Below are 16,644 nucleotides of genomic sequence, written 5' to 3'. Positions count from 1 at the left end.
TAGAAATGAGTGAAGTTTCGTTAAAACAATCTGGTGTGCGTTGGTTATGGCTGGCTCTGTTGGTCTTCCTTGCCGATATTGGCATCAAACTGTTCGTCATGGACAATATGGGTTATGGCTGGGCAAACCGTATTGAGGTACTGCCATTCTTTAACTTTTTGTATGTCCATAACTATGGTGCAGCATTTAGCTTTCTGAGCGATCAGAGTGGCTGGCAGCGTTGGTTATTTACGGGTATCGCTTTTGCGGTAACGGGCATGCTGACATACTGGATGAGTAAACTACCTGCGGCAGAGAAGTGGAATAACATTGCTTATGCGATCATCATTGGTGGTGCTGTTGGTAACGTATTTGACCGAGTAGTACACGGCTTTGTTGTCGATTACTTAGATTTCTACTGGGGTACTTACCATTGGCCTGCGTTTAACTTAGCGGATATGGGGATCTGTATCGGTGCTGCGATGATCATCCTAGATGGTTTCCGCAAGAAAGATGAAAGCAAATAGGCGACTCAGGTATTAATGAGTATTAACTAAATCGCTTTGAATTAGATTGCCCTAAAGTCAGTCTATGACTCACAGAATAGAATAGCCCTAAGCGCTGTCGGTTGATTCCGGCGGCGCTTTTTTTTATGCTTCAGTCAACAAGGAAGCAAAGCACAGCGCATCCTCAAATAATAAAGAAATCTAAGGAAAGTAACGTGGCAGCAATTAAAAATGATTCAGCAGTAACTCTACATTTTACGATTAAAATGAAGGATGGTTCAGTTGCCGATAGCACCGAAAATATGGGTAAGCCTGCGAAGTTCGTTATGGGTGATGGCAGCCTAAGTGAGAACTTTGAACAGTGCCTGATTGGTCTTGAAACGGGGACTGAAAAGTCTATCGAATTGAAGGCGCAAGACGCGTTTGGTATGCCAAATCCAGATCACATTCATCATATGGATCGTGCTAAATTTGTTGGCGATTCTGAAGTCGAAGTTGGCACTATTATGGCTTTCTCTGGTCCTGATGGTGTGGAAATTCCAGGTATTATCACTGAGATCGCGGGTGATTCAGTGACGGTTGATTTTAATCATCCATTAGCAGGCCAAGACGTTACGTTTGACGTTAACATCTTAGCTGTGGACTAACTATTTTAGCGGTGAACTAACTACCTTAGCGTTAGAATAGTTATCTTAACGTTAGAATCGCTATCTTGACGGTTGAATAACATCACCTTACAGCTGTGATGTAACCCAGAGCTTCACTGTCTAGGCGCTTCACTGTAGAATGCGAGCCTCGCTGACAGCGAACTCTATAGAAGCAACTTTAGTACCGCGGTAAATGATGAGCAATGAAATGAAAATAATGTTAGCTAACCCTCGTGGCTTTTGTGCCGGTGTCGATCGTGCGATCAGTATTGTTGAGCGTGCACTCGAAATGTACCAGCCACCGATCTATGTTCGTCATGAAGTGGTACACAACCGCTTTGTTGTTGAAGGGCTAAAGCAACGTGGTGCTATTTTTGTCGAAGAGTTAAGTGAAGTGCCAGACGATAACATCGTGATCTTCTCTGCTCACGGTGTTTCTCAAGCTGTTCGTAAAGAAGCGAAAGAGCGCGAACTCACCGTATTTGATGCAACGTGTCCTTTGGTAACCAAAGTCCATATGGAAGTTGCTCGTGCGAGCCGCAAGCATATGGAAGTGGTTCTGATTGGTCACGCGGGTCACCCTGAGGTTGAAGGCACCATGGGTCAGTACGCTAGCCAAACGGGTGGTATGTATTTGGTTGAGAAACCAGAGGATGTACAGAACCTCGTGGTGAATGATCCAAGTAACCTGCATTATGTTAGCCAAACTACGTTGTCAGTTGATGAAACGGCGGATGTGATTGAAGAGCTACGTCGAGTGTTCCCAGAGATCCAAGGCCCACGTAAAGATGATATTTGCTACGCGACTCAAAACCGTCAAGACGCAATTCGTGAGATGGCCGGTGATGTTGATGTCGTGATAGTTGTTGGTTCTAAGAACTCATCGAACTCAACTCGTTTAAAAGAGCTGGCTGAGAAGCTAGGCACGCCAGGTTATCTAACCGACTGCCCTGAAGACATTCAAACTGAATGGGTTGAAGGCAAAAAGAAAATCGGTGTAACAGCCGGTGCTTCTGCTCCTGAAGAGTTGGTAAACCAAATCTTAGATCGTATTCGTGAGCTGGGTGCTACCGAGGTAGAAGAGATTCAAGGTCGTGAAGAGAACATGTTCTTCGAAGTGCCGAAAGAGCTGCAGATTAAGCAAGTCGACTAATCGCTATTGATTTGTGACAAGATTGATTCGTAACTCTATCGATTCGCAAACACTATCGATTTGTAAACACTATTGATTTGTAAACAGCAGGAAGCCAACGTTGATGCGTTGGCTTTTTTGATCATGCTTTGGAACAAGGCGTCGAATTTCTAACAGGTTACTGGAGACCGAGTAGCTCCTTTAGTGTCTTGAGGTAGCGACGACTGACAGGCACTTCAAAACCGGTCAGCGTGATGATCTCCGCTAATCCATTTTCTAATAATTTGATCTCTTGGATCGATTTTATGTTGATCAAATACTGTCGATGACAACGGATCAAATCGGTTTTTTCTTCTAGGATCTTCAGGGTTAACTGTGAAGTCGCCGTTTGTGAGGAGCTACGAACATGCACACCACTGATATCCGAATAAGCGCACTCGACCGTTTGGCTTGCCATGATCACAATGCGGTTATGGCCGATACACGGGATCTGTTCTAAACGGCAAGGAGCAATGGCAGAAATGTCTTGTTCCGGCGCTTTGTGGTTCTGCTTGATGACCTTATTCAGACGACAAACACTCTTGTTTAATCGACAAGGTTCAACCGGCTTGAGTAGGTAGTCAAAAGCGTTATCTTCAAATGCTTGAATCGCATATTGGTCGTAGGCAGTGACGAATACAACGTAAGGCATGGTGTCTGGATCAAGCATGCTTAACAGTTCAATTCCGGTAACCTGCGGCATTTGGATATCCAAATACACCACATCAGGCTTGAGCAGATTGATCTGTTTAAGTCCTTCGATCGCGTTACTTGCTTGGCCGATGATTTCCACTTCTCCTGTTTCGGTCAGTAGTTCAATCAGTTCTTCGCGAGCAAAAAGCTCATCATCGACAACTAATGCCTTTAACATCCTACAATCTTCATCTTGGTTCTATCCCTGCTTGATTCACGCTTATCTTTTAAATGTCTGCTTCTAAATGTTTCAACTCGGAGCGATTCGTCTCCGAAAATACCTTTATTTTAGTATAGGTATGATAAAGCTCATTCGAGTGAATTGCTGTGGTTGAGATTCTATTTTTAGTGCTGAATCTTGTCCAAAGAAATTAGTGAGTCGTTTATCAACAATTTCCATGCCTAGTCCAACATGATCTTTCGATGGCTTTTGATAATTTCCCGCGTTGTCTTCAACTGTCAACTTAACCCCACCCTTGAAAGCCTCGCTATAGATCTTCACTTTGCCACCTTCCAGCATGTTAGAAATCCCATGTTTGATGGCATTTTCTACTAGCGGTTGTAGGGTAAAGCTTGGCAGCTGCGACTCATACAGTTGTGGGTCAATATCCCATTCCACTTCTAATCGATCGGTAAAGCGTGCCTTCTCTATGGTTAGATACGCATTAACGTGTGCTAGTTCGTCTTTGAGTTTTACAGTGTTGATGTTCTGCTTCAGGTTACTTCTAAAGAAGTGAGACAGATGTTGAATGAGCTCACGTGCTTTATCAGGATCACGACGTGTAACGGCACTGATGGTGTTAAGTGCATTAAACAAGAAGTGTGGGTTCACCTGTGCATGCAGCAGTTTGATTTCCGCTTGGGTGAGCAGCGTTTGCTGTTGTTGATAATTACTAAACAGGATCTGGCTCGACAATAGCTGAGCGATACCTTCACCCATCGACATATTGATGGTCGAGAATAGTTTCAGCTTTGGCTCATACAGTTTGATGGTTCCGATGACTTCGTTTCCTGCTCTTAACGGGATAATTAGCGCGGAGCCTAACTTACAATCTTGCGAAAGGGAGCATTGGTACGGATTCTCTTTGCCATCAAGGTAGATGATGTCGTTCTGTTCCATCGAAGTGAGCGTGCTCTGCGATGAAATCGGCGTGTTCGGAATATGGTGTTCATCACCAATGCCGATGAACGCGAGGATTTTTTCTCGGTCGGTGATCGCCACCGCACCAACATTGGTCTCTTCGTAAATGATCCGCACGATTTTTTGCGCGTTATCCGAATTGAATCCTCCATGCAAAATACCCACTGAACGCTCGGCGATGGTTAATGCGCGGCGTGAGAAAGTTGCCGAATACTTCTCGAAGATGGTTTTCCGATCTTGGATGATGCTCATGAACAGCGCCGCACCGACCGAGTTAGCAATGATCATTGGCGCGGCAATATCAGAAACCAGAGCATAGGACTGCTCGAATGGTTTCGCGACCGCTAACAGAATTAGCATCTGAATAATCTCTGCAAACAAGGTTACCGAGAAAACCACCAATGGATTAAACAGTTGGCTGGCTTTGTTCTTTCTAACCAAGTAAACGTGCAATAGGCCGCCAATCAAGCCTTCTGCTGTGGTGGAAATAGCACAAGCCAAGTCTGTGAAGCCGCCTAATGAGTAACGGTGAATACCGCCAGTAAAGCCGACGGCAAAGCCAACGACAGGGCCGCCAAATAGACCACCCATGACCGCACCCATCGCGCGCGTATTGGCTATCGCGTCATTAATCTGCAGTCCAAAATAGGTGCCCATAATACAGAATAGGGAAAACAGAACGTAGCAGCTGATTTTATGACTTAAGCGTGAAGAGATGCTCAACAAAGGAAGAATCAGTGGAGTCTTGCTGAGCATGTAAGCAATCACTAAGTAGACACAGGTTTGTTGCAGCAGAGAGAGAATGAGTTCCATATTTTCACCTATTGAGACGCTGGTTAAGTGTAAAGCTCATTGCGTAGTAACGGTAGCTTTGCTTGTGTTTTCGTTGGTTATATCCAGTGACGATTGCTTCTCAATGCTGAGATACAGTAAAGCCCATCACAGAGGACGGGCTTTAGTCTTAATTTCCACGAATCACTGGGTGATACGGGAGCAAGCGAAGTGTGTTTGGCTTGTTCTTTTGTCTCTCTATGAAGACGTGTCTCTTGTTATCAAGAGTCTGAAAGAACTAGGCGGTTTTGGTGACGCCTTTTGCTTCTTTTTCTTCTTCATCAGCAAGGTCGATATCGCCTTTGCCTTTTGAAATTTTGATAACGTAAGCCGCAATTCCGAATGCACTCACCACGCCGATGATGGTTGAAAGCTGCATTGGTAGACCGAAGCCCAGTTGGCTGTTGTTCAGGATGAATGTGATGCACACAGATGTCATGAACACAGCTGGAACCGTTGTTACCCAGTGCAGTTTATTGTGACGAAGTAGGTAAGCCGAAGCTGTCCATAGCATCATGACTGCTGTTGATTGGTTAGCAAAACCGAAGTAGCGCCAGATGATACCGAAATCTACTTGAGTCAGGATGCCACCGATAACGAACAGTGGTAAAGCCATCAGTAGGCGGTTACGCAGTGTCTTCTGTTCCATATTGAAGTATTCAGCAAGGATAAGACGGCTTGAACGGAACGCTGTATCACCAGAAGTGATAGGTAGGATAACTACGCCAAGGAAAGCAAGGATACCGCCAAATACACCCAGTAGGCCAAATGAAGCGCTGTATACCACGTTACCAGGACCGCCGTTTGCAATCGCGTCAGACAAAGACTCAACTGAACCGAAGAATGACAGAGCAAGCGCACACCAGATTAGAGCGATGATACCTTCACCAATCATTGCACCGTAGAATACGAAGCGACCATTTTTCTCGTTTTCCATGCAACGCGCCATTAGTGGAGACTGAGTTGCGTGGAAGCCAGAGATAGCACCACAAGCGATGGTAATAAATAGAGCAGGCCAAAGCGGTAGATCGTTAGGGTTCATGTTGGTGAACATGTCTTTCATCTCGAAGCCACCCATGATTTGGTGCTCGTCAGATAGACCAATCGCAGTGATTAGGCCAACAGACATAAAGATAAGCAGTGCACCGAACAGTGGGTAGAAGCGACCAATGATTTTATCGACAGGGACAATCGTTGCGATGATGTAGTAAGCAAAGATGATGACAACCATGGTGCTCGTAGACATTACGAAATCAGTTTGGTCGTTCACTAGGTTAGTGATCATACCTGCTGGAGCAGAAACGAATACCACACCAACAAGAAGCAGTAGAACAATGGCAAAGATGTTCATAAAGTGTTTTGCGCCATTGCCTAGGTAACGTCCAGTGATAGTTGGAACCGAAGCACCACCATTGCGGATAGATAACATACCTGAGAAGTAGTCGTGTACGGCACCTGCGAAGATACAACCTAGCACGATCCAAAGCATTGCTGCTGGGCCGTAAAGGGCACCCATGATAGGGCCGAAGATTGGACCTACACCTGCAATGTTAAGCAGTTGAACTAGGTAAACCTTTGGCGTCGACATTGGAACGAAGTCCACGCCGTCTTGCTTGGTGTGAGCGGGTGTTTGACGCTTTTCATTGATACCGAAAATCTTCTCGATAAAGGCACCGTAAATAAAGTAGCCACCAATGAGTGCTGCAACACAGGTAAGAAACCACATCATAATTTGTTATCCCTGAATGTATTAATTAAGTCAGGGTGTATATTAAAGGAGTGTATGAGAAGAAACTTCCGCTATGAGAGTGAGTGGTCGAATAGCTAATTAAGTGGTGTTATAACTGATTGAGCGGTTTGTTCTCTTGCTTAAGAGGACAATAACAGACAATGAGTGGACATCAGTACGTGTTCAGCGGAGAATCGCCACAAAGGCAACGCTTCGTCAGGAAGTGGCTGGGTAAATATAAAGGACTGAAATGGAAAAAATAATCGCACTATTCGCCTTGGCATTTAGCCTTGCAGGATGCAGCGCCAATGTTCAAGATTTAGCGGCCGAAGGCAATTGGCAAGAGATTGGCTATCGTGATGGTATCAAAGGCCACACTCAGCGTTCGTATTCAGAGATGACTGAGCTTGGCGCAGTCGATCAAGCGAGTTACACAGAAGGTTATCACCTAGGTGTGACTGAATATTGTAATCCGAACCATGCTTATCAGATTGGTTTATCTGGTCAGGTGTATGAAGGCGTGTGTTCTGGTACGGAAGACGCTCAACGTTTCCGTATGGAATGGCAGCGCGGCTGGGATGAGTTTTCTAACGACTACTAAGATCAAATTAGCGATTAGAAAATAAAAAGACCAGTGCCGCATGTGTACTGGTCTTTTTGTATGTCGTTAAAGTAGCTGTCTAGATGAGATGCGACAAACCAAATTAAGATTACTGATTATTCTCGACCGCTTTTCTCAAAAAACCATTTTGTTGATCAAGTTGAGCCTTAGCTGATTCTAAATCTAACCCTGTCAGAATCATCAAAATAGATAGCTTCACATCATAATCGGTGGTTTTAAGTGTCGAAACTGCAAGGGCTTTATCACACTCCGTCGCTTGGATAACGATACGAGCAGCGCGAGCAACCAACTTTTCATTGGTCGCTTTTACGTCGACCATCAGATTTTGGTAGCTCTTACCAATGCGAATCATGCTGGCTGTGGTCAGCATATTAAGCACCAGCTTTTGCGCGGTACCTGATTTGAGTCGTGTTGATCCTGTTAACGCTTCTGGGCCAACCACTGGGCTAATTGCAATCTGCGCGATCTCAGCAATTGGAGAATCAGGGTTACAAGACAATGCAACCGTTACTGCGCCAAGCTGATTGGCATAGTTGAGTGCACCAATCACGTAAGGTGTGCGACCGCTCGCAGCAATACCTACCACGACATCATTTTCTGAAAACTGAATCGCTTTCAGATCTTCAATACCGAGAGTTAGCGAGTCTTCTGCACCTTCTTTGGCTTTTAAAATCGCCTCTGGTCCGCCTGCAATTAAGCCGATAACCATTTTGTCCGAAACACCGAAAGTCGGTGGGCATTCTGATGCGTCTAGCACTCCTAATCGCCCACTGGTGCCTGCGCCCATATAAATCAGTCGACCACCGCTTTGAAAGGCATGAGCAATTTTATCGACCGCTTTCGCGATCTGTGGTAATTCGGCTTCGATCGCCAGTGGCACCTGTTTGTCTTGTTGGTTAATCTTTTCAACCACTTCGAGAGAGGTGAGTAGATCAATATCCATAGTGTCAGGGTTTCTCCCCTCCGAAACGAGGTGCGAGAGCGCTGATATGAGAGCATCGTTACTCATAATGATCCTTAAATGGTGATTCTAAAATTGTTTAGACAGCACTGCGAAGTCAGTATTATTACTAAGATCACAGGGCTACTAAGTTAGTCCGCACGATAAAGAACGCCTAGAGAGGCTGCTCTACTTGCGCCAGTTACTTCTGGTAAATTGCTTGGCAGTTGATGTATGTGCCGTTGAGCAAGCCAAGCAAAGGCCATGGCTTCCATATAATCGGCATCAACGCCTTTACTGGTGGTCGACTCAACCTCCCAGCTAGGAAGCAGTTCCGCCAGTCTCTTCATCAACAATGGATTTCTTGTACCACCGCCACACACATACAGTGCAGGTTGGTTACCCAGGCGATAAGTCTCCACTTCATTGGCTATCGTTAATGCGGTGTATTCACAGAGTGTGCGCTGAACATCTTCTGCTGCAAGGTCTTTAAATTCTGTTAATTGTTGCTCTAGCCACGGTAGATTAAACAGCTCTCTGCCAGTGCTTTTCGGTGGCATTTGAGATAGGTAAGATTCATTCAACAGCTGTTCGAGTAAGGCTTGATTGAGTTGGCCTTTTAGCGCGAACCGTGCATCACGGTCAAACTTCTCGCCCGTGTGTTTATCTACCCAAGCGTCCATCAACATATTGCCCGGACCAGTATCATAACCAAGAGTTGGCTGATTCGGGCGCAGCACTGAAATATTAGAGATACCACCAATATTCAACACTACTACCGAGCTGTCTTTCGGGTGAAAGATCGTATGGTGAAACGCTGGTACTAATGGCGCACCTTGCCCGCCAAGCGCCATGTCTTTGCGTCTGAAATCGGCGACGGTTTGTATCTGTGTCTTAGCGGCAATGATATTGGCATCACCCAGCTGCATAGTAAACGGTGAATCACCGGTTGGCTGGTGGAATACCGTTTGGCCATGGTTACCAATCGCAGTCACAGAAGATGCAGGTGTACCTGACTGGTCGAGAAGCTGTAGAACCGCATCAGCAAATAGATGACCAAGCTGGTGGTCGAGTTCACCAATGGCAATCAAATCCGTTTTCTGACCAATACAAACTTCAAGCAGACGGGTTTTGATATCCTCTGGCATAGGGAACTCATCATGAGCGAGTAATGTGATACCAGTGTCTTCTATCGAAACTAAGGCCGTATCAACGCCGTCCATACTCGTCCCTGACATCACACCTATATACAGTTCTTTATGATCCATTCCTAAGCTCTTGCCCTGCATTCTTAAAGTCTTCCACAGATTGGTTTAAAAACATTGTAAAGCAAATTTAAAGAGAATAATCTCGGGAAGTTTATGAAATTAGGTTTAATAAGGGATAAATATGGGACCGTTGTGGGTAGATGTTGCGGGCTATGAGCTAACAGCTGAAGACAGAGAAATTTTAGAGCACCCAACTGTTGGTGGTCTCATCTTATTTGCTCGAAACTACCACGATAGCAAACAGCTTTCGGCGTTAAACAAAGAGATCCGCAAGGTAGCGAAACGTCCTATTTTGATTGGTGTTGACCAAGAAGGTGGCCGAGTTCAGCGCTTCCGCGATGGATTTTCAATTATCCCTGCCGCTCAAGAATTCGCGACTAAGAATAATGGTGAGCAGTTAGCAGAACAAGCCGGTTGGTTGATGGCGGCTGAATTGATTGCCCATGATATCGATCTGAGCTTTGCGCCTGTATTAGATAAAGGTCACGACTGTAAAGCGATTGGTAGCCGAGCGTTTGGTGAAGATATTGATACCATCGTTCGCCACAGTAGTGCTTTTATTAAGGGCATGAAATCGGTTGGAATGGCGACAACAGGCAAGCACTTCCCAGGACACGGCGGTGTGATTGCTGACTCGCACCTTGAAACGCCTTACGATCCTAGAGACGACATCTTTGAAACCGACATGGCCATCTTCAAGGCTCAAATTGAAGCTGGAATATTAGATGCGATGATGCCTGCGCACGTGGTTTTTTCGCACTATGATGATCAGCCAGCGAGTGGCTCTGAGTATTGGTTGCAGAAAGTATTGAAGCAACAGCTTGGATTTAAAGGCTTGGTGTTCTCTGATGACCTAACTATGGAAGGTGCTGCGATTATGGGTGGGCCAGCCGACAGAGCGAAGGCTGCTCTGAATGCGGGGTGTGACATGGTGCTGATGTGTAATAAGCGAGATGCACAAATTGAGGCTCTTGATCACTTAGCGATTCAAGAGGTGCCTTTAGCCAACTCATTGCTTAAAAAGCACAGCTTTGATTTATCGACGCTTCACTCGGATAGTCGATGGAAAAAGGCCTCAGAGCAAATTAAGCGAATGTTAAACGCTGGGTGATAAATAAACACTCTATAAGTTTGAAGAAGGCGATATGAGAAATATCGCCTTTTTTGTATGTGTGGGACGCGGTTTAAACTGGTTTGTGTATCAGAATGAACCAAAGAGGGTGTGTAAATTTTAATTTACAGTAAATGTTTTTTATTGTTTACACTTGCAATCGTTTTTGTAGCTGTTATTGTGTTTTTAAAGATTGTTAGCCCAAATGGAAATGTTGGGTGTAAAAATAAATATACAGGTTGAGTTATGCAGAAAAGTGAATTAAGCAATGTCAATATCATCGACGAACAGGTACTGATTACTCCAGAGGAGTTAAAAGCAAAACTGCCTTTGAGTGATAATGCTCGTCGTTTCATTCAAGAGTCTCGTGAAACTATAGCAAATATCATTCATAAGAAAGATCATCGCATGCTTGTAGTATGTGGCCCATGTTCTATCCATGATATTGAAGCTGCGAAAGAGTACGCGAAACGCCTCAAAGCACTTTCTGAAGAACTGAGCGACCAACTGTATATTGTTATGCGTGTTTACTTTGAAAAGCCTCGTACCACTGTTGGTTGGAAAGGCTTGATCAATGACCCACATCTAGATGGTACGTTCGATATTGAGCATGGTCTGCATGTTGGTCGTGAGCTTTTAGTTGAGTTAGCTGAGATGGAAATCCCACTAGCGACCGAAGCGCTAGACCCAATCAGCCCACAATACCTAGCAGATACATTCAGCTGGGCAGCAATCGGCGCACGTACGACTGAATCACAAACCCACCGTGAAATGGCGAGTGGCCTTTCAATGCCAATCGGCTTTAAGAATGGTACAGACGGCAATCTAGGTACTGCAATCAATGCAATGCAGGCGGCTTCTTCTAGCCACCGTTTCATGGGTATCAGCCGTGAAGGTCAAGTCGCACTACTAACGACGCAAGGTAACCCAAATGGTCACGTAATTTTACGTGGCGGTAAGCAGACGAACTACGATTCAGTATCTGTACATGAATGTGAGCAAGAGCTGGGTAAGTCTGGATTAGAAGCGGCACTAATGGTCGACTGTAGCCATGCGAACTCTCGTAAAGATTTCCGTCGTCAACCGCTGGTGGCTGAAGATGTCATCCATCAGATTCGTGAAGGTAATAAGTCGATTATCGGCCTGATGATTGAGAGCCATATTAACGAAGGAAACCAATCTTCAGATATACCTCTCAATGAGATGAAATACGGTGTATCTATTACCGACGCGTGTATCAATTGGGATTCAACTGAGGCACTATTGAAACATGCACATACGGAATTAGTCCCGTTCTTAGAGAACCGCTTGAAAGGTTAGTCAGAGTTTAAATTTAAGTGCCTCATCTAATGGGGCATTTTAAGATCTGTTGCTAACGAACCTGCGTCAGTGCGGGCTTTTAGATTAGCACGGGCTTATAGATTAGTAAGGAATAAAATGGCCGTTGAACTGAACGAATTACGCGACCAAATCGATGCTGTCGATAAACAAATGTTGGATTTACTCGCTCAACGACTGGCTCTAGTAGAGAAAGTCGGAGAAGTAAAAAGTGAACATGGTTTACCTATTTATGTACCAGAGCGCGAAGCTGCGATGCTGGCGTCTCGTCGTCAAGAAGCCGAGAAAATAGGGGTTCCGCCACAGTTAATCGAAGATATTTTGCGTCGTACGATGCGTGAGTCTTATGCCAGTGAAAAAGATTCTGGTTTTAAGTGCCTTAACCCAGAGTTACGTTCAGTGGTTATCGTTGGTGGTAATGGTCAACTTGGTGGTCTGTTTGGCCGTATGTTCAAGCTTTCAGGCTATGAAGTGAAAATCCTTGGCAGCCAAGATTGGGATAGAGCCGATGAGATCTTAGATAATGCTGGCCTTGTAGTTGTAACGGTTCCAATTCACCTGACAGAAGGTGTGATTGCGAAGCTAGGTAACCTACCAAGCGATTGTATTCTTTGTGATTTGACGTCGATTAAATCAAAGCCTCTACAAGCAATGATGAACATGCACCAAGGCCCAGTGGTTGGGTTACACCCAATGTTTGGTCCTGATGTTCCAAGCCTTGCGAAACAAGTGATTGTTTACAGCGATGGGCGTGGCTCTGAAAGCTACCAATGGTTACTGAATCAATTTGGTATTTGGGGCGCGAGCCTTTGCCAGATGGATGCTGCTGAACACGATCACGGTATGACTCTGATTCAAGCACTACGCCACTTCACCTCTTTTGCTTACGGCTTGCACCTAAGTAAAGAGAACCCGAATATTGATCAGCTTCTGAAGCTAAGCTCTCCAATCTACCGGCTTGAGATTGCGATGGTTGGTCGTCTGTTTGCTCAAGACCCGAACTTGTACGGTGATATCATTCTTTCTTCTGATGAGAACATTGAGATGATTCGACGTTTCCATAGTCGTTTCGGTGAAGCATTAGAAATCTTGGATGGGAAAGATAAAGCCAAATTCGTTGATAGCTTTAATCAAGTCAGTGATTGGTTTGGCGACTACTCGCAGCAGTTCTTGCAAGAGAGCCAAAACCTTTTAAAACAAGCACATGACTCGATTCATCGTGGCTAATACTGATTTGAAATCATAAAAAAGAGCGACCATCTGGTCGCTCTTTTTGTTTGTACTGAACGCTATGAAAGCATTTGGCCTACAGTAGGCTAATAGCAATTAGATCATCATAGGCCAAACCAACAGGTCTTATCTATTAACAACTAGTTAGCTATTAACAACTAGTTAGCCATTAACAACTAGTTAGTCGTGATAGGCTTTTTGCTCTCTTCACTCGATACGGTGTCGATAGTCGAGCTAATGTAAGGCACGTTAGTCAGGTTGATCTGCAAGCGAACCACATTATCAATCAGTTGAACCAGTGGGCCCCACTTAACCTTTTTCTCTTTTTCGAACACGTAGTTGAAGTTCTCCGGTGTCCAATCCATCAAGTATTGAGGGTTCAGTGAACGACCAAGGAAGCGTACTTCATAATGCAAGTGTGGCCCGGTTGAGTTACCTGAGTTGCCACAGCTTGCAATCACATCACCTTTACTCACAAACTGACCGCTGCGAACTTTGAATTTTTGTAGGTGCGCGTAAGAACTCATGAAACCGAACGAGTGACGCATAGTAATAAAGTTACCGAAGCCTTTTTTACTTGGGCGTACCGTTTCAATGACTCCATCTGCGGGCGCTACAATATCTTCACCACGCTTACACGTTAGATCGATACCAGTATGTACATGGCGTTTACCTGAAATAGGGTTAGTGCGGCTACCATAAGAAGAAGAGATACGTTGATAAGCCATCGGACTGTCGTTTGGAATCAAACGGAACATTGTCGCTCTTACTGCTGAATCGACCGCAGCCGCATCAATGCGATCTTCTAAAGAAATATCATCGGTAAGCAGTTCTTCATCAGCAAGACCCAGCACGGATTCCACATCAAATACACGCTTACCAAGCAGTTGAATGGTGCCTTCTTTTTCTGTCAGTGTTTGCGATAGCGAATGGTTGGTTTCTACCTGCTCAGCGTAAAGAAACTCGGTTTGCTCTTTTTCAACAATCAGCGTTTCAATCAACTGTTGTGCATCGCCCGCTTGCATTGCGAGCTCTTGTTTACCTTCGAAGTGCATGTATGCAGCTCCGCCAATTAACAGTGGTACTGAAAAAATGGCAGTGGTGCACATGAGCACGGCTTTTCGGCCGAAGTAAAACGTCTGTTCCCCTTGGTTAGAGGGAATAGTAATGGAAATTTTTTTAGACATGGTTCTGTATTAACTAAATGCTTCTAATAGAAAAAGGTAATGGAGATATTATTCCTTACCCAAATCGGTAAGGTGTTCAATCTCTCTGTAAAGCAGTTCATCGTCGCCGACATTAAGCTCAACAAGGCGCTTAAGGTGGCTAATACTATCAATATCTAAATGCTCTATGCGTAAACGCATTGAGGTATTGATGGTAGAGACTATCGTTGCTTCTAACTGAATATTGATATCACTGTTGGTGAGCTTAAAGCTGACTTGAACAGGAGCATCGTGGCTGAGTTGCTGCCATTTATCACACTGAATGAGTAAACCATGAAGAGATAAGTCTTGCACCGAGCCTGATACTTTTACTTGTCCTTGTGAGATCTCAGTCGGGACTTGATAAATAACTCGTGAAAATTGACGTCTTTCAAGCATAGGTAATTTCTCTATATCAATAGGTAAATAGTAAGCCAGATATATCAAAGGCCGCTATTATCGCGGCCTTTGTTCAAAATACAAGCTAATTTACTTAGCAATACGCTTGTACTTGATACGGTGCGGTTCAGCCGCTTGTGCGCCCAGAGTCTTTTTCAGCCACTCTGTGTATTCAGTATAGTTACCTTCGTAGAAGTTAACTTGACCTTCATCACGGTAGTCTAAGATATGGGTCGCAATACGGTCAAGGAACCAACGGTCATGCGAGATAACCATTGCACAGCCAGGGAACTCAAGCAGCGCTTCTTCAAGTGCACGTAGAGTTTCGACATCAAGGTCATTGGTTGGCTCATCGAGTAGCAGTACGTTGCCGCCCGCTTTCAGCAGTTTAGCAAGGTGAACACGGTTACGTTCACCACCAGAAAGCTGACCGATGATTTTCTGTTGGTCGTTGCCTTTGAAGTTGAAGCGAGAACAGTAAGCACGTGCAGGGATTTCGAAGTTGTTGATCTTAATGATATCAGCGCCTTCAGAGATCTCTTGGAATACTGTTTTGGTGTCGTCCATGCTGTCACGGAACTGATCAACAGAAGCAAGCTTAACCGTTTCGCCTAATTCAACTGAACCTGAATCTGGCTGTTCTGCGCCGCTTAGCATCTTGAATAGTGTTGATTTACCTGCACCGTTGGCACCCACGATACCCACAATAGCGCCTTTAGGCATGCTGAATGATAGGTCGTCGATAAGAACGCGATCACCAAATGACTTAGTTAGGTTCTTAACTTCAAGTACCTTGTCACCTAAACGCTCACCCGGCGGGATGAACAGTTCGTTGGTTTCGTTACGCTTCTGGTATTGACCAGTCGTCAGTTCTTCAAAACGAGCCATACGAGCTTTAGACTTAGCCTGACGGCCTTTAGGGTTTTGACGAACCCACTCAAGTTCTTTCTCGATTGTCTTTTGACGTGCGCTTTCGCCTGATTTTTCTTGTTTCAGACGCTCATCTTTCTGTTCTAGCCAAGATGTGTAGTTACCTTCCCATGGGATACCTTCACCACGGTCAAGCTCAAGAATCCAGCCAGCAGCGTTATCTAGGAAGTAACGGTCGTGGGTAATTGCCACAACAGTACCGCTGTAATCAACAAGGAAGTGCTCAAGCCAAGCGACTGATTCTGCATCCAAGTGGTTGGTTGGTTCATCAAGAAGCAGCATGTCTGGCTTCTCTAGAAGTAGACGACAGATCGCAACACGACGACGTTCACCACCGGATAGGAGTTCGATTTTCGCATCCCACTCAGGAAGACGAAGTGCGTCAGCTGCGCGCTCTAGAGCTGTCTCTAGGTTGTGGCCGTCTTTCGCTTGGATCAGTGCTTCAAGCTCGCCTTGTTCTTTAGCAAGCGCATCGAAATCTGCATCTGGTTCAGCGTAAGCTGCATATACTGCATCGATACGTTTAAGTGCGTCTGCAACATCAGAAACCGCTTCTTCTACGATTTCACGCACTGTTTTTGATTCGTCTAGTACAGGCTCTTGCGGTAGGTAACCGACTTTAAGACCTTGTTGTGCACGAGCTTCACCATCAATATCAGTATCAATACCAGCCATGATACGTAGTAGGGTAGATTTACCTGAACCATTTAGCCCCAAAACACCGATTTTAGCGCCAGGAAAAAAGCTAAGAGAAATGTCTTTAAGAATTTGACGCTTAGGTGGAACAGTTTTGCTCACCCGAGACATGGTATATACGTATTCAGCCATTGCCGATCGATCCTAATTTATTGTTCAAAATTGTCGTCTATTTTATACCAATATCCCCAAAGATGTTACTCCTAGG

Annotated in this window: 15 protein-coding genes; 7 read left to right on the top strand and 8 right to left on the bottom strand. The window is 44.9% G+C overall.

Annotated elements, in window-relative coordinates; translation table 11 throughout:
- Window positions 1-5: 5 nt before the first annotated feature.
- The 3 genes from lspA (at window position 6) to ispH (ending at window position 2,285) form a co-directional block, all read left to right on the top strand.
- Window positions 6-506: a signal peptidase II gene (gene lspA / locus AACR09_RS22020; protein WP_004735054.1), complete on the top strand. Its 501-nt coding sequence runs from the start codon at window positions 6-8 to the stop codon at window positions 504-506.
- A gap of 194 nt (window positions 507-700) precedes the next feature.
- Entirely contained in the window at window positions 701-1,132 is a 432-nt protein-coding gene (gene fkpB / locus AACR09_RS22015) for an FKBP-type peptidyl-prolyl cis-trans isomerase (RefSeq protein ID WP_081304114.1), read from the top strand.
- Window positions 1,133-1,328: 196 nt separating this feature from the next.
- Window positions 1,329-2,285 carry a 4-hydroxy-3-methylbut-2-enyl diphosphate reductase gene (gene ispH / locus AACR09_RS22010; protein ID WP_029222310.1) on the top strand — a complete coding sequence of 319 codons (957 nt, stop codon included), beginning with the start codon at window positions 1,329-1,331 and terminating at the stop codon, window positions 2,283-2,285.
- 157 nt (window positions 2,286-2,442) lie between these two features.
- Here the strand turns inward: ispH and btsR are convergent, their stop codons facing one another.
- The 3 genes from btsR to AACR09_RS21995 form a co-directional block, all read right to left on the bottom strand.
- Window positions 2,443-3,174, bottom strand: coding sequence for a two-component system response regulator BtsR (gene btsR, locus AACR09_RS22005; RefSeq protein ID WP_004735051.1), 732 nt, complete (start codon window positions 3,172-3,174; stop codon window positions 2,443-2,445).
- Between the two features lie 105 nt (window positions 3,175-3,279).
- The gene (locus AACR09_RS22000) at window positions 3,280-4,950 is read right to left on the bottom strand and encodes a sensor histidine kinase (protein WP_017091340.1); all 1,671 of its coding nucleotides are present in this window, start codon (window positions 4,948-4,950) and stop codon (window positions 3,280-3,282) included.
- 256 nt (window positions 4,951-5,206) lie between these two features.
- On the bottom strand, window positions 5,207-6,697 hold the full coding sequence (locus AACR09_RS21995) for a carbon starvation CstA family protein (protein WP_017077728.1): 1,491 nt from the start codon (window positions 6,695-6,697) through the stop codon (window positions 5,207-5,209).
- A 250-nt stretch (window positions 6,698-6,947) separates the two neighbouring features.
- Between AACR09_RS21995 and AACR09_RS21990 the strand changes: the two genes are divergently transcribed.
- The gene (locus AACR09_RS21990) at window positions 6,948-7,298 is read left to right on the top strand and encodes a DUF2799 domain-containing protein (protein WP_193835704.1); all 351 of its coding nucleotides are present in this window, start codon (window positions 6,948-6,950) and stop codon (window positions 7,296-7,298) included.
- Between the two features lie 109 nt (window positions 7,299-7,407).
- Here AACR09_RS21990 and murQ read toward each other — a convergent pair whose 3' ends face one another.
- On the bottom strand, window positions 7,408-8,328 hold the full coding sequence (gene murQ, locus AACR09_RS21985; protein ID WP_193835703.1) for an N-acetylmuramic acid 6-phosphate etherase: 921 nt from the start codon (window positions 8,326-8,328) through the stop codon (window positions 7,408-7,410).
- Between the two features lie 83 nt (window positions 8,329-8,411).
- Complete coding sequence (locus AACR09_RS21980) at window positions 8,412-9,527, bottom strand: anhydro-N-acetylmuramic acid kinase (RefSeq protein ID WP_193835702.1); 1,116 nt, start codon at window positions 9,525-9,527, stop codon at window positions 8,412-8,414.
- 121 nt (window positions 9,528-9,648) lie between these two features.
- Here AACR09_RS21980 and nagZ point away from each other — a divergent pair, with 121 nt between their 5' ends.
- The 3 genes from nagZ (at window position 9,649) to tyrA (ending at window position 13,203) form a co-directional block, all read left to right on the top strand.
- Entirely contained in the window at window positions 9,649-10,638 is a 990-nt protein-coding gene (gene nagZ, locus AACR09_RS21975) for a beta-N-acetylhexosaminidase (RefSeq protein WP_004735045.1), read from the top strand.
- Window positions 10,639-10,884: 246 nt separating this feature from the next.
- The gene (locus AACR09_RS21970) at window positions 10,885-11,958 is read left to right on the top strand and encodes a 3-deoxy-7-phosphoheptulonate synthase (RefSeq protein ID WP_171308533.1); all 1,074 of its coding nucleotides are present in this window, start codon (window positions 10,885-10,887) and stop codon (window positions 11,956-11,958) included.
- Window positions 11,959-12,075: 117 nt separating this feature from the next.
- On the top strand, window positions 12,076-13,203 hold the full coding sequence (gene tyrA, locus AACR09_RS21965) for a bifunctional chorismate mutase/prephenate dehydrogenase (RefSeq protein WP_017084805.1): 1,128 nt from the start codon (window positions 12,076-12,078) through the stop codon (window positions 13,201-13,203).
- 179 nt (window positions 13,204-13,382) lie between these two features.
- Here tyrA and AACR09_RS21960 read toward each other — a convergent pair whose 3' ends face one another.
- From AACR09_RS21960 to ettA, 3 genes are all read right to left on the bottom strand, one after another.
- On the bottom strand, window positions 13,383-14,393 hold the full coding sequence (locus AACR09_RS21960) for a M23 family metallopeptidase (protein ID WP_017072893.1): 1,011 nt from the start codon (window positions 14,391-14,393) through the stop codon (window positions 13,383-13,385).
- Window positions 14,394-14,441: 48 nt separating this feature from the next.
- Window positions 14,442-14,810, bottom strand: coding sequence for a PilZ domain-containing protein (locus tag AACR09_RS21955; protein WP_029225872.1), 369 nt, complete (start codon window positions 14,808-14,810; stop codon window positions 14,442-14,444).
- 90 nt (window positions 14,811-14,900) lie between these two features.
- Window positions 14,901-16,568, bottom strand: a complete 1,668-nt coding sequence (gene ettA / locus AACR09_RS21950) for an energy-dependent translational throttle protein EttA (RefSeq protein ID WP_004735040.1) — start codon at window positions 16,566-16,568, stop codon at window positions 14,901-14,903.
- Window positions 16,569-16,644: the final 76 nt, after the last annotated feature.

This window comes from Vibrio sp. OPT20, from assembly GCF_963889365.1.
In the GTDB taxonomy this organism is placed as follows: Bacteria; Pseudomonadota; Gammaproteobacteria; order Enterobacterales; family Vibrionaceae; genus Vibrio; species Vibrio splendidus.
Note: the sequence above shows the minus strand (reverse complement) of the source record. Positions and strands in the feature narration are given on the sequence as shown.